This is a genomic window from Mycobacterium sp. E3247 (assembly GCF_001667785.1).
In the GTDB taxonomy this organism is placed as follows: Bacteria; Actinomycetota; Actinomycetes; order Mycobacteriales; family Mycobacteriaceae; genus Mycobacterium.
Genome location: NZ_LZJG01000209.1, coordinates 1 through 13885 on the forward strand (window position 1 = coordinate 1; position 13885 = coordinate 13885).

The following is a 13885-nucleotide window of genomic DNA, read 5'->3' on the forward strand; positions in this document are numbered from 1 at the left end:
CGACGATGACCGCGTCGTGGAAGTCGCGGTGCCACAACGACGGTCCGAGCTTGACGCGGTCGAACTCGCGCCGGAACCTGCGGCGGTATTCCTTGTCCGCCAGTAACCCGTTGCGCTCCAACTGATCCCGTAGGTGCAGGGCGGCCGTTCCGGCGCCGAACTCCTCGAACACCGGGAGGTCGATCCCATCGGAGTACAACTCGAAGGGCACCGGCAGATGCTGGAACCGCACGCTGGCGCCCAGCAGCTTGTTCAGCAGCCGCGTCCCCGGGCCGAACACGTACACCGACAACGGCATCGACTTGGCGTCGGCCGATACCAGCATGCTCATCCGAACACCCTTGCCGCGGTTGAGGATCCGGCTGCTGGCCAGGAAGAACAGCATCCCGGTCGACGGCTTCGCCACGTTGGGGGCGCTCTGCAGCAGCCGCCCGCGCTTGCGCAGCACCTTGATCAGCCTGCGCCGCTCGCGCCAGGTCGCGAAGGTGGACGGCAGCGCCCGCGACCGGAAGCGCTCACCGTCGAGCTTGTCGATGGCGGCGTCCATGCCCGACATGCCGAGCATCCCGGCTTCCAGGGCGTCGTCGAGCAGGTCCGCCATCTTCTCCAGTTCGGCGTCGGTGGGCGCGACGGCGGCGTCGGTGGACCGGTCGAGCCCCAGCACGGCGGCCCGCAGGTCCGAATGACCGAGCAGCGAGCCGATGTTCGGCCCGAGCGGCAGGGCGTCGATCGCCTTGATGTATTCCGCCGGGCCCGACCACGTCTTGTCTTGCAGGGCGCCGTAGACGTATTCGCGCGGTACGGCCTCGACCCGGCTGAAGAGGTCGGCGGCGTCCTCGGCGTTGGCGTAGACCGTGGACAACGAGCAGTTGCCCAGCAGCACCGTGGTCACGCCGTGGCGCACGGACTCCCGCAGGCCCGGGTCCAGCAGCACCTCGGCGTCGTAGTGGGTGTGCACGTCGATGAAGCCGGGCAGGATCCACTTGCCGGCCGCGTCGATCACGTCGGGGCAGCCCGCCTCGTCCAGCGGCCCGTCCGACACCGTGGCCACCACGCCGTCGCGGATGCCCAGCGTGCGGGTCTGCGGTGCTCCGCCGGTGCCGTCGAACCACAGCCCGTCGCGGATGATCACGTCGTACGCCACTCTTGCCTCCAGGTCCTCGCGGTGACACGGACCGTAACATAGATAGCAAGCACTCGCAATCTTTTCTGCCCGGTGTGTCCGCCCGTCGGGCGAGTGCCGGCCTACGCCGGCGAGTGAAACGCCTTGCCGCGCAATATCACCAGGTCCGGACGGCCTAGCACGTCCGGGCCCGACCGCGGGTCCCGCACGTAACACAGCAGGTCGGCGGACGCGCCGTGATCCAGGCCGGGTCGGCCCAGCCAGCGGCGGGCGTCCCAGCACGCCGCGCCCAATGCCTCGGCCGGGCTCATCCCGATGCCCTTGAGCGCCTCGACCTCATCGGCGATACGCCCGGGCGCGACCATGGTGCCGGCGTCACTGCCGGCGTAGATCGGCACGCCCGCCTCGCGGGCGGCGGCGATCCGCGACAGGCCGCGGGCGTGCAGGTCGCGCATGTGGGCGGCGTAGGTCGGATACTTCGCGGCGGCGGCGTCGGCGATGCCGGGGAAGTTCTCCACGATGTTGACCAGCGTGGGGACCAAGACCGTTCCGCGCTCGACCATCAGCGCGATGGTGTCGTCGGTGAGACCGGTGCCGTGTTCGATGCAGTCGATGCCGGCGTTGATCAACCCGGGCAGCGCGTCCTCACTGAAGACGTGCGCGGTGACCCGCGCGCCGTGGGCGTGTGCGGTCTCGATTGCGGCGTTGAGCACGTCGTCGGACCACAGCGGGGCGAGATCGCCGACGCTGCGATCGATCCAGTCACCGACCAGCTTGATCCAGCCGTCCCCGCGGCGCGCCTCCTCCGCGACCGCCTCGGGCAACTGCCACTCGTCTTCGAGCTCACGCGAGAAGCCGGCCGCATAGCGCTTGGGCCTGGCCAGATGTTTTCCGGCGCGGATGATGCGGGGCAGGTCGTCGCGGTCGTCGAGGCTGCGGGTGTCGGTCGGTGAGCCGCAATCACGCAGCAGCAGCGCCCCGACGTCACGCTCGGTCTCGGCCTGCGTGACCGCCTCGTCGAGCGGGATCTCGCCGTGCTCGCCGAGGCCGACGTGGCAGTGCGCGTCGACCAGTCCGGGCAGGATCCAGCCTTGAAACCCAGACGAGCCAAAGACGGTGTCGGCCCCGGTGACGGGCTCGGTGCTGATGCGCCCGTCGACGATCCACAGCTCGGTTGGGCTCTCGTCCGGCAGCCCGACACCTCGCACGTGCATGCGCACGGCGCGGCTAGTTCTTGCCTGGGAACTTGAGCTTGGACAGGTCGAAGTCCGCCAGCCCGGGCGGTAGCTCGTTGAGGCCCTCGGGCATGTGCGACAGGTCGGGGAACCCGGCCGGCATGCCCGGCATCCCGGCGCCGAGGGGGTTGCGAACCTTGGGCGGCGTGGGACCCCGCCCACCCTTCTTGCCCTTCTTGCCCTTGGCGCCCTTGGCCTTTCGGGTGGCGGACTTGCGGCCCATGCCCGGGATGCCCATGCCGCCGAGCATCGACGACATCATCTTGCGGGCCTCGAAGAAGCGATCCACCAGCTGGTTCACCTCGGACACGGTCACGCCCGAGCCGTTGGCGATGCGCAGCCGGCGCGACGCGTTGATGATCTTCGGGTCGGCCCGCTCTTCGGGCGTCATGCCGCGGATGATGGCCTGCAGGCGGTCGAGTTGCTTGTCGTCAACCTGGGCCAGGGCGTCCTTCATCTGTCCGGCCCCGGGCAGCATGCCCAGCAGGTTGCCGATCGGGCCCATCTTGCGGATGGCGAGCATCTGCTCCAGGAAGTCCTCCAGCGTCAGCTCGCCGGTGCCGATCTTGGCCGCAGCGGCCTCGGCCTGCTCGGCGTCGAAGACCTGCTCGGCCTGCTCGATCAGGCTCAGCACGTCGCCCATGCCCAGGATGCGGCTGGCCATCCGGTCGGGGTGGAAGACGTCGAAGTCCTCGAGCTTCTCGCCGGTGGAGGCGAAAAGGATTGGCACGCCGGTCACCTCGCGCACCGACAACGCGGCGCCACCGCGGGCGTCGCCGTCGAGCTTGGTCAGCACCACCCCGGTGAAGCCGACGCCCTCGCGGAAGGCCTCCGCGGTGGTCACGGCGTCCTGGCCGATCATCGCGTCCAGCACGAACAGGACCTCGTCGGGGTTGACCGCGTCCCGGATGGCCGCGGCCTGCGCCATCAGCTCGTCGTCGATGCCCAGCCGGCCGGCGGTGTCGACGATGACGACGTCGTGGTGCTTGGCCCGGGCCTCCGCGAGCCCCGCCGCCGCGACCGCGACCGGGTCGCCGGGTCCCGATTCGGGCGACTCGCCGGGATGGGGCGCGAAGACCGGGACCCCGGCACGCTCGCCGACGACTTGCAGCTGGTTCACGGCGGCCGGCCGCTGCAGGTCGCACGCCACCAGCAGCGGGGTGTGCCCCTGGCCGCGCAGCCACGCGGCCAGCTTGCCGGCCAGCGAGGTCTTACCGGACCCCTGCAGGCCGGCGAGCATCACCACGGTCGGCGGTGTCTTGGCGAACGCCAGCTGGCGGGTCTCGCCGCCCAGGATGCCGATCAGTTCTTCGTTGACGATCTTGACGACCTGCTGCGCCGGGTTGAGTGCACCCGAGACCTCGGCGCCCTTGGCGCGGTCCTTGATCCGGGTGACGAACGCCCGCACCACGGGCAACGAGACGTCGGCTTCCAGCAGCGCCAGCCGGATCTCGCGGGTGGTGGCGTCGATGTCGGCGTCGGTCAGACGACCCTTGCCGCGTAGCCCCTGAAGTGCACCGGTCAACCGGTCGGACAGCGATTCAAACACCCCGCCAGCCTAGTGGTACTGCAAGCGCGGCGAAGCCGGGCGCGGCAGGTACCACTCATCGGGCCTAGTGGTACTGCAAGCGCGGCGAAGCCGGGCGCGGCAGGTACCACTCATCAGGCCTAGTGGTACTGCAAGCGCGGCGAAGCCGGGCGCGGCAGGTACCACTCATCGGGCCTAGTGGCTCACCGCTTGGGCCGGCTCGGCGCCGCCCATCGACCGCGACATTGCAACTACGCAGACGACACGCCGGCAAACGTGTGCGTGGTTTCAGTCTCGGCGAGACGGCGAGCGAGTTTGAATGGTCGAGCGAACCAAGACGCCGCCGAAGGGGTCAGCCCATGCTCGAGGTGATCGACAAGGGGTCCTGCAGCCGGGACCATCCCGTCCCGCTGCTCTTCGTGCACGGCGGCTGGCACGGGGCGTGGTGTTGGGAGCACTTCCTGGACTTCTTCGCCGACGCCGGGTACCGCGCGGTCGCGGTGAGCCTGCGCGGCCACGGCGCCAGCCCGACGGCGAAGCCGCTGCACAAGGTCTCCATCGCCGACTACATCGAGGACGTCCGCTCGGTGGCCGACGGGCTGGCCGGCGCGCCGGCGCGCCACCCTGTCCTCATAGGCCATTCCCTGGGCGGCTTCGTGATCCAGCGCTACCTCGAAGAGCGCCGCGCCCCGGCGGCGGTGCTTGTGGGATCCGTACCGCCGCAGGGCGTGCTGAGGTTGGCGGTGCGCGTGTGGCGCCGCCGGCCGTCGATGACGATGGAAGCCTGGAGCGACCGCACGCTGCTGAGGTTCCTCGCCACCCCGGCGCTCACCCGCGAGTACCTCTTCTGCGCCGACACGCCCGAGGCCGTCGTCGAATCCTGCATGCGGCGCGCCGGGGCCGAAAGCGTGCGTGCCGCCATGACCGACCCGATGGTCCGCCGCGTGAGAACCCGACGGGTGAGCACGCCGATCCTGGTTCTGGGCGCCGAGTACGACGGCTTCGTCAGCGTCGGCGACGTGCGCGCCACCGCGCGCGCCTACCGCACCGAACCGGAATTCTTCTCGATGGGCCACAACATGATGCTCGAGCCGGCTTGGGCTGACGTCGCCGAACGCATCCATGCGTGGCTTGAGTCCCATGACCTGGCGGCCGAACCGCGCTAACCACGCTCGAGTCGTTACTGCGCCGAAAAGCGTTGGCGTGCTAGATTTCACGTCCGCCACTTAACCGGGCCGTCCGCGTCGACAACTGCAACTACGGGGGGAAATGTCCGTGCAACCGGCCGATCGCACGGAGACCTCCGTCGACGGCGGCGGCAGGGCGCTGCGCGGCTGGCAGCGCCGGGCGTTGGTCAAATACCTGGCCGGCCAGCCGCGCGATTTCCTGGCGGTGGCCACCCCCGGATCGGGGAAGACGACGTTCGCCCTACGGGTCGCCGCCGAACTGCTGAGCCAGCGCGCCGTCGAGCAGATCACGGTCGTGGTGCCCACCGAGCACCTCAAGGTGCAGTGGGCCCAGGCCGCGGCGCGGCACGGCATCGCCCTGGACCCGAGGTTCTCCAACACCAGCGCCCGCACGTCGGGCGAGTACCACGGCGTGATGGTCACCTACGCGCAGGTCGCGGCGCACCCGACGCTGCACCGGGTGCGCACCGAGCAGCGCAAGACCCTGGTGGTGTTCGACGAGATCCACCACGGCGGCGACGCCAAGACCTGGGGCGACGCCATCCGCGAAGCCTTCGGCGACGCCACCCGCCGGCTCGCCCTGACGGGCACGCCGTTCCGCAGCGACGACAGCCCCATCCCGTTCGTGGACTACGAGGCGGGCGCGGACGGGGTGCGCCGGTCGCGGGCCGACCACACCTACGGCTACGCCCAGGCCCTCGCCGACGGGGTGGTCCGGCCGGTGGTGTTCCTGGCCTACTCCGGGGAGGCGCGCTGGCGAGACAGCGCCGGCGAGGAACACGCCGCGCGGCTGGGCGAGCCGCTGACCAGCGAGCAGACGGCGCGGGCCTGGCGCACCGCGCTCGACCCCGCCGGCGAATGGATGCCCGCGGTGATTGCGGCCGCCGACCAGCGGCTGCGCCAGAAGCGCGAGCACGTGCCGGACGCCGGCGGCATGATCATCGCCTCCGACCGCACCGCGGCCCGCGCCTACGCGGCCCTGTTGACCACGCTGACCGGCGAGGCGCCGACGGTGGTGCTGTCCGACGACCCCGGTTCGTCCGAGCGCATCAGTGAATTCGCCGCGAGCACCAGCCGGTGGCTGGTCGCGGTGCGCATGGTCTCCGAAGGCGTCGACGTGCCCCGGCTCGCCGTCGGCATCTACGCCACCAGCGCCTCGACTCCCCTGTTCTTCGCGCAGGCCATCGGCCGGTTCGTGCGGTCCCGCCGGCCCGGCGAAACCGCGAGCATCTTCCTGCCCTCGGTGCCCAACCTGCTGCAGCTCGCCAGCGAGCTGGAGGCCCAGCGCAACCACGTGCTCGGGGAGCCGCACCGCCCGGACGAGGATCCCCTCGACGGTGACCCCGCCGTCCGGACGCAAACCGAGAAGACCGAGGTCGACAACGGCTTCACCTCGCTGGGCGCCGACGCGGAGCTGGATCAGGTCATCTTCGACGGGTCGTCGTTCGGCACCGCGGCCCCCGCCGGAAGCGACGAGGAGGCCGACTACCTCGGCATCCCGGGCCTGCTCGATGCCGAGCAGATGCGGGCGCTGCTGCACCGCCGCCAAGACGAGCAGCTGCAGCGACGGGCCGCGCAGGGGGTGCCGGCCCCGGTGTCGGCGGCGCCGTCGATGCACGGCCAGCTGCGCGAGCTGCGCCGCGAGCTCAACACCCTCGTGTCGGCCACCCACCACCGCACCGGCAAGCCGCACGGCTGGATCCACAGCGAACTTCGCCGCCGCTGCGGGGGACCGCCGATCGCCGCCGCCACCCGCGAGCAGATCCAGGCCCGCATCGAAGCGTTGCGGCAGCTCAACGTCGAGCACTCCTGAGCCGACTAGTTGTAGAAGCCGACTGGTTGTAGAACTAGTCGCCGACGGGCTCCTCGAGCACTTCGACCGCGGGGCCGCCCAGCACGGCCAGGAGGTTCTGCTCGATCGCGGCCCGCGCCCGGTGCTCGGCGTTCGCCGGCACCGTCACGCAGAAGACGTCGGCCGCCGTGGAGCCGAACGTGTTGACCTTGGCCCACGCGATGTCCGCGTCCGCACGTTCCAGCGCATTCGTCAGCAACGCGAGCAGGCCCAGGCGATCCATGGCGCGGACCTCGAAGATCAACTGGCCCGCGGTCGCCGCGTCCAGCCACAGGATGCGCGGCGGAGCGGTCGAGCGGGTGACGGGCACCCCGGCCTGGATCTCGCCGGCCCGCGCGGTTGCGGCGCTGACGGCGTCGTTGTCGCGCCTCTCCAGCGTGCCCAGGACGTCGAGGTCGCCGGCCAGGGCGCCGTTGAATTGCTGACGCAGCAGGCCGGATTCGGGCGGGGAGCCGAACACCGGCGACACGACGAACTCGACGATCGCGACGCCCTCGTGGATGTTGGCCAACGCCGAATGGATGCGCAGCGAGTTCAACGCCAGCACCGCGGCGGCTTTCGACACCAGCCCCCGCTGGTCCGGCGCGAGCATCACCGCGGTCAGGCGCTCGCGGTCGCCGGGTTTGATCTCCACGTGCACCCCGCGGTCGGCGGCCAACGAAACATAATGCGGCGCAATGGGTTCGGCCTCCGGAAGCGGCTCTCCGGCCATCACCAGCCGGCAGCGGCGGACCAGGTCCTCGATCAACGAGGCCTTCCAGTCGCTCCACACCCCCGGCCCGGTCGCCTTCGAGTCCGCCTCTGCCAGGGCGTGCAGCAGCTCGAGCAGGTGCGGGTCGCCGTGCAGGGCCGCGGCGACGGACTCGATGGTCTTCGGGTCGTTGAGGTCGCTTCGGGTGGCGGTGATCGGCAGCAGCAGGTGGTGGCGGACCATGCCCGCGAGCGTGTCGGTGTCCTGCGCCGACAACCCCAGCCTGTTCGCGATCGGGACCACCAATTCCGCGCCCAGCACACAGTGGTCCGTGCCGCGCCCCTTGCCGATGTCGTGCAGCAGCGCGCCGAGCGCAAGCAGGTCCGAGCGCGCCACGCGCGTGGTGAGAGGGGCCGCGTTGACGGCGGTTTCGACGATGTGACGGTCGACGGTCCACTTGTGCGAGACGTCGCGCGGCGGCAGGTCGCGGACCGCGTCCCATTCGGGGAAGAGGCGGCCCCACAGCCCGGTGCGGTCCAGCGACTCGATCGTGTTCACCGTCGTGGGACCCGCCAGGAGCACCACCAGCAGGTCGTCCAGCGCCTCCCGCGGCCACGGCGACGGCAGGTCGGGGACGCTGTCGGCCAGCCGTTTGAGGGTCCCGGCGCCGATCGGCAGGCCCGTGTCGGCCGACGCGGCGGCCACGCGCAGCACCAACCCGGCATCGGTCTGGGGTTGGGCATCGCGGGCGAGGACCACCTCGCCGTCGTACTCGACCACTCCCTCGTCCAGTGGCCGGCGTCTCGGGCGCCGCACCAGGGCGGTGAGGCCGCGCCGGGGCAGCGCGTTCTGCGCGGTCCGCAAGCCGGTCTCGGCGTGGTAGGCGATGGTGCGGCTGACGCTGGACAGCATGCGGGACAGAGCGAATCGGTCCCCGACGCCCAGCGCGGCGCTGACCTCGTCGGCGAACTGCGCCAGCAGTTGGTCGAGTCCGCGTTTGGACACCCGGTGCAGTTCGGTGCGGACGTCGAGCAGCGTGAGGTACGCGGCATCCAGCGAGCCGCCCGGCGCGTCGGGATGGCCCATCCCGTGGCGGTCGATGAGCTGCGCGACGCCCAGCGCGTCGAGCAGCTGGACGTCGCGCAGGCCGCCACGCCCCGACTTCAGGTCCGGCTCGGCCCGTTGCGCGATGCGCCAACACCGTTGCCAGCGTTCATAGGTCATCGCGACGAGCTCGTCCATGCGGGATCGGATCGCGCTGCGCCACTGGCGTCGCGCCCCGTCGATGAGTTCGGCCGACAGCCGCTGGTCCCCGGCGATGTGCCGGGCATCCAGCATGCCCAGCGCGGCCACCATGTCGCTGTTGGCGACGCCGAGGGCCCCCGACACCGTGCGCACGCTGTGGTCGAGCCGGACGTTGGCGTCCCACAGCGGGTACCACAGCCCGTCGGCGACCCGCTGCAGCACGTCGTCAGACTTGTTGTCGTGCAACAACATCAGGTCAAGATCGGAGTACGGCAGCAGCTCGCGGCGGCCCAGACCGCCCACGCCGACGATCGCGAAACCGCTGTCATCGGTGATGCCGATCTCGCCGGCCTTGGCCACCAGCCAGGATTCGTGCAGATCCAGCCACGCTTTGCGCAGTTCCGCCGCGCCGAGCTCGCGGCCGTCTGACAGCAGCTGGCGTCGGGCGGCAGCCAGATCGCTTGCGCCGCCGGCGCTTTGAGCTTCTGCTTCAGATGACCCGGACGGGCCGGGTGGGTTTGTCATACCCTCCCGGCCCGTCCGGCCCGGTTCGTCAATGCGCGGGTGGCCTCAGAGGGCATCTGTTCCGCGTTCACCCGTGCGCACCCGCACAATGGTTTCCACGGGGGTGACCCAGACCTTGCCGTCACCGATCTTGCCGGTGCGCGCCGCCCGGACGATGCTGTCCACGACCTTGTCCACGATGGAATCGTCGACCACGACCTCGATTCGCACCTTCGGCACGAAATCCACCGAGTACTCAGCGCCCCGGTACACCTCGGTGTGGCCCTTCTGCCGCCCGTACCCCTGGATTTCGCTGACCGTCATCCCGAGGACGCCCGCGTCCTCGAGGCTGGTCTTCACGTCATCGAGGGTGAACGGCTTCACTATTGCGGTGACTAGCTTCATGCCTGCTCTGCCTCCACCTTGTCGCCCACTCGGTCCTCCTCCAGGCCGTTGCGCTCATCCAACGGAATCCGCGCCGCCGGGAGGACGGACCCTTGCCCACCGATCGTCCCGAAATCGTACGCGCTCTCCGCGTGCTCGGACTCGTCGATGCCGGTTGATTCCTCCTCGGCGGGGACGCGCAAGCCGATCGTGTACTTCAGGATCAAGGCCAGGATCAGCGTGACGATGCCGGAGTAGAACAGTACCGCGAAGGCGCCGACGGCCTGCCGTTCCAGCTGGGCCCAGCCGCCGCCGTAGAACAATCCCTTCGACACCCCGACCACGCCGTTGATCGCCGGCGACTCGGGTGCGGCGAGCAGACCCACGAGCAGGGTGCCCGTCAGACCACCGATCATGTGCACCCCGACCACGTCGAGCGAGTCGTCGTAGCCGAACTTGAACTTCAGTCCGACGGCCAGCGCGCACACCACCCCGGCCACCGCGCCGACCACCAGGGCGCCCAGCACGTTGACCGACGAGCAGGACGGGGTGATCGCCACCAGTCCGGCGACGATGCCCGACGCCGCTCCCAGCGTCGTGGGCTTGCCGTCGCGGATGCGCTCGGTGAGCAGCCAGGCCAGCATGGCCGTGGCGGTCGCGATGGTGGTGGTCATGAACGTGGTACCGGCCGAACCGTTGGAGCTGGTCGCCGAACCGGCGTTGAACCCGAACCAGCCGAACCACAGCAGACCGGCGCCGAGCATCACGAACGGCAGGTTGTGCGGGCGGAACAGCGTCGTGGGCCAGCCGCGGCGCTTGCCGAGGACGATCGCCAGGGCCAGGCCCGCCACACCGGAGTTGATATGGACCGCTGTCCCACCGGCGAAGTCGATGGCGTGCAGCTTGTTGTTGATCCACCCGCCGTGCTCGGATGCGAAGCCGTCGGCGGCGAACACCCAGTGCGCGACCGGGAAGTAGACCAGCGTCGCCCACAGCCCGGCGAACACCAGCCACGCGGTGAACTTGAGCCGGTCGGCGACCGCGCCCGAGATCAGCGCGACGGTGATGATCGCGAACATCAGCTGGAAGGCCACGAACACGGTGGCGGGCATGGTGCCGGCCAGCGGGATGTCGACCTGCGTGACGCCCTTGCTCGGGTCGGCCTTGACGGCGTTGCCGCCGATCAGCTTCGCCAGGCCCCAGTAGTCGGTCGGATTGCCCACGACGCCGCCCCGGTCGTCGCCGAACGACATCGAGTAGCCGTAGAGCACCCACAGCACGGTGACCACGCCCATCGCGCTGATGCTCATCATGATCATGTTGAGCACGCTTCTGGTGCGCACCATGCCGCCGTAGAAGAACGCAAGACCCGGCGTCATCAACAGCACTAGCGCGGAACTCGCCAACATCCAGGCGGTATCGCCGGTATCGGGTTGGCCCAATTGCGGGAATGCCACTCGCTCACCTCCGGTCGGACATGAATGGCCGTCAGGCGACGCCTGTGACCTGATCCAGAACCTTGCGCAATGGTTGTTTCGGCGGTGGAGCGGGCGTGTTTCGCCCGGATTAACGTCGCGCTCGCCGTGTAAGAGCTTTCAGCCGAGCAGGGCGTCGACGAAGGCGGCCGGCTCGAACGGCGCCAGGTCGTCGGGACCTTCCCCGAGCCCGACCAGTTTCACCGGCACGCCGAGTTCCTGTTGAACGCGGAATACGATGCCGCCCTTGGCCGTACCGTCCAACTTGGTCAGCACGGCGCCGGTGATCTCGACGACCTCGGCGAACACCCGCGCCTGGGCCAGCCCGTTCTGTCCGATGGTGGCGTCGAGCACCAGCAGCACCTCGTCGACCGCGGCGCGGCGTGTTACCACGCGCTTAACCTTGTCGAGCTCGTCCATCAGCCCGACCTTGGTGTGCAGCCGCCCGGCGGTGTCGATGAGCACCACGTCGGCGCCCGAGGCGATGCCCTTGTCGACGGCGTCGAACGCCACCGACGCCGGGTCGGCGCCCTCGGGTCCGCGCACCACCTCCGCGCCCACCCGCGACGCCCAGGTCTGCAGCTGATCGGCGGCGGCGGCGCGGAAGGTGTCGGCGGCGCCGAGCACGACGCGACGCCCGTCGGCCACCAGCACCCGCGCCAGTTTGCCGACCGTGGTCGTCTTTCCGGTGCCGTTGACCCCGACCACCAGCAGCACCGACGGGTGGTCGGCGTGCGGCAGGGCGCGAATCGAGCGGTCCATCTCGGGGTGCAGCTCGCGGATCAGCACGTCGCGCAGGACGGCCTTCGCGTCGGCCTCGGTGCGCACGGCGCTGCCGGCCAGGCGGCTGCGCAGCGCCGACATCACCGACTCGGTGACGACCGGGCCCAGGTCGGCGACCAGCAGGGTGTCCTCGACGTCCTGCCAGGCATCCTCGTCGAGGTCGCCGCCGCCGATGAGGCCCAGCACGCTGCGTCCCAGCGCGTTCTGCGACCTGGCCAGCCGGCCGCGCAGCCGCTCCAACCGGCCTTCGGGCGGCGCGATGGCCTCGATCTCCGGGGCCTCGGGCGCCGTCGGAGCTTCCGGGACCGCGGCGGCTTCTGGGGCCGCCGGCGGCTCGGGGGGCGCGACCGGTGGCGGCGGGGTCACAGTTTCCGGGGTCTCCGGTTCGGGGAGTTCGACCTCGGAGATGGTGCGCCGCGGCGCGTCACGCGGGATGGTGGCGTCGTCGCCCACCGCGGGCAGCCCGGTGGTGTCGAGCCGGTCGGCCCCCAGATCGGCTCTCGCGGTCTGACTGAACGTGATGCCCGACGACGCGGTGTAGCCGCCCGACCGGTCGATCGCGCCGGGCTCGGGCTTGGTGGCGAAGCTGATCCGCCGGCGGCGGTATCGCACCAGGCCCAAGACCAGCGCGGCGACGACAACCAGGACGGCTATGACCGCGATGGCGATCCAAAGACCTTGCGACACGCTGACATTGTTTCAGCCGCGGGATGGCGGCCCCCGGCGCGGATGTTACGACTGCGAGACCAGCTGCTCCACCTGCTGTCCGCGCATCCGCTGTGAGATGACCGCGGTGATGCCGTCGCCCTGCATGGTCACGCCATACAGCGCGTCGGCGACCTCCATCGTCGGTTTCTGGTGCGTGATGATGAGCAGCTGCGAGCGGGCCCGCAGCAGCTCGAAGAGGCTGATCAGGCGGCGCAGGTTGGTGTCGTCGAGCGCCGCCTCGACCTCGTCCATGATGTAGAAGGGCGACGGGCGCGCCCGGAAGATCGCCACCAGCATCGCCACCGCCGTCAGCGCCTTCTCACCGCCGGACAGCAAGGACAGCCGAGTGACCTTCTTGCCCGGCGGCCGCGCCTCGACCTCGATGCCGGTGGTGAGCATGTCGTCCGGATTCGTCAGCCGCAGCCGGCCCTCGCCGCCGGGGAACAGCACGGTGAAGACTTCCCGGAATTCGCGTTCGACGTCGACGAAGGCGTCGCTGAACACCTGCAGGATGCGGGCGTCGACGTCGGCGACGACGTCCAGCAGGTCCTTGCGCGCCGCCTTGACGTCCTCGAGCTGGGTGGACAGGAAGTTGTAGCGCTCCTCCAGCGCGGCGAACTCCTCCAGCGCCAGCGGGTTGACCCGGCCCAGCTCGGCGAGCTCCCGCTCGGCGCGTTTGGCCCGCCGCTCCTGGGTGGCGCGGTCGTACGGCATCGGGGCGGGCGCGACGACCTGCTCACCGCGTTCGCGGGCCTGCTCGAATTCGGCCATCTCGAGTTCGGTGGGCGGCAGGGCCACGTCGGGCCCGTACTCGGCGATCAGGTCGGCGGGGGCCATGCCGAACTGCTCCAGCACCATCTGCTCGAGCTGCTCGATGCGCATCGCCGCCTGCGCGTTGGCCACCTCGTCGCGGTGCAGCGAGTCGGTGAGGGTGGACACCCGTGCGCTCAACGCGTTGACCTCGTCGCGCACCGCCGCCAGCGCCGTCGTGCGCTGCTGGCGTTCGGCCGCCAGGGTGTCGCGGATCTTCGACGCCGCCCGCACCACCCCGTCGAGCCGCCGGGCCAGCAGCCGTCCGGCGTCGGCAACCGCCGCGGCGACGGCGGCCGCGCGCAGCCGCGCCTCACGCGCCTGCTGGGCCCGCAGCCGCGCCTCGCGCTCCGCGGCCGC

At 70.5% G+C, this 13885-nt stretch carries 10 protein-coding genes; 2 read left to right on the plus strand and 8 right to left on the minus strand.

Annotated features, from left to right (window positions below; translation table 11 throughout):
• From A9X04_RS11460 to ffh, 3 genes are all read right to left on the minus strand, one after another.
• A partial coding sequence (locus A9X04_RS11460; RefSeq protein ID WP_156764318.1) for an amidohydrolase family protein occupies positions 1-1204 on the minus strand: 1204 nt, incomplete at its 3' end.
• Between the two features lie 41 nt (positions 1205-1245).
• Positions 1246-2337, minus strand: a complete 1092-nt coding sequence (locus tag A9X04_RS11465; RefSeq protein ID WP_156764319.1) for an amidohydrolase family protein — start codon at positions 2335-2337, stop codon at positions 1246-1248.
• Between the two features lie 13 nt (positions 2338-2350).
• Entirely contained in the window at positions 2351-3907 is a 1557-nt protein-coding gene (gene ffh / locus A9X04_RS11470) for a signal recognition particle protein (RefSeq protein ID WP_067920386.1), read from the minus strand.
• A 338-nt stretch (positions 3908-4245) separates the two neighbouring features.
• Between ffh and A9X04_RS11475 the strand changes: the two genes are divergently transcribed.
• A complete protein-coding gene (locus A9X04_RS11475) occupies positions 4246-5052 on the plus strand; it encodes an alpha/beta hydrolase (RefSeq protein WP_067920388.1) in 807 nt (268 codons plus the stop codon).
• Positions 5053-5155: 103 nt separating this feature from the next.
• Positions 5156-6886 (plus strand): DEAD/DEAH box helicase, encoded by a 1731-nt coding sequence (locus A9X04_RS11480; protein WP_067920389.1) that lies wholly within the window; start codon positions 5156-5158, stop codon positions 6884-6886.
• A 34-nt stretch (positions 6887-6920) separates the two neighbouring features.
• On the opposite strand, the gene A9X04_RS11485 is transcribed toward A9X04_RS11480, so the two are convergent.
• The 5 genes from A9X04_RS11485 to A9X04_RS11505 all read right to left on the minus strand — a co-directional run.
• Entirely contained in the window at positions 6921-9386 is a 2466-nt protein-coding gene (locus A9X04_RS11485) for a [protein-PII] uridylyltransferase (RefSeq protein WP_082972951.1), read from the minus strand.
• Positions 9387-9431: 45 nt separating this feature from the next.
• Positions 9432-9770 carry a nitrogen regulatory protein P-II gene (glnB, locus tag A9X04_RS11490; protein WP_066952569.1) on the minus strand — a complete coding sequence of 113 codons (339 nt, stop codon included), beginning with the start codon at positions 9768-9770 and terminating at the stop codon, positions 9432-9434.
• Entirely contained in the window at positions 9767-11158 is a 1392-nt protein-coding gene (locus A9X04_RS11495; protein ID WP_067920395.1) for an ammonium transporter, read from the minus strand. Before A9X04_RS11495 ends, glnB begins: the two co-directional genes overlap by 4 nt.
• Before the next feature lie 186 nt (positions 11159-11344).
• Entirely contained in the window at positions 11345-12694 is a 1350-nt protein-coding gene (ftsY, locus tag A9X04_RS11500; protein WP_067920392.1) for a signal recognition particle-docking protein FtsY, read from the minus strand.
• A gap of 45 nt (positions 12695-12739) precedes the next feature.
• The coding region (locus tag A9X04_RS11505; protein ID WP_231985708.1) for an AAA family ATPase at positions 12740-13885 on the minus strand (1146 nt) is incomplete at its 5' end.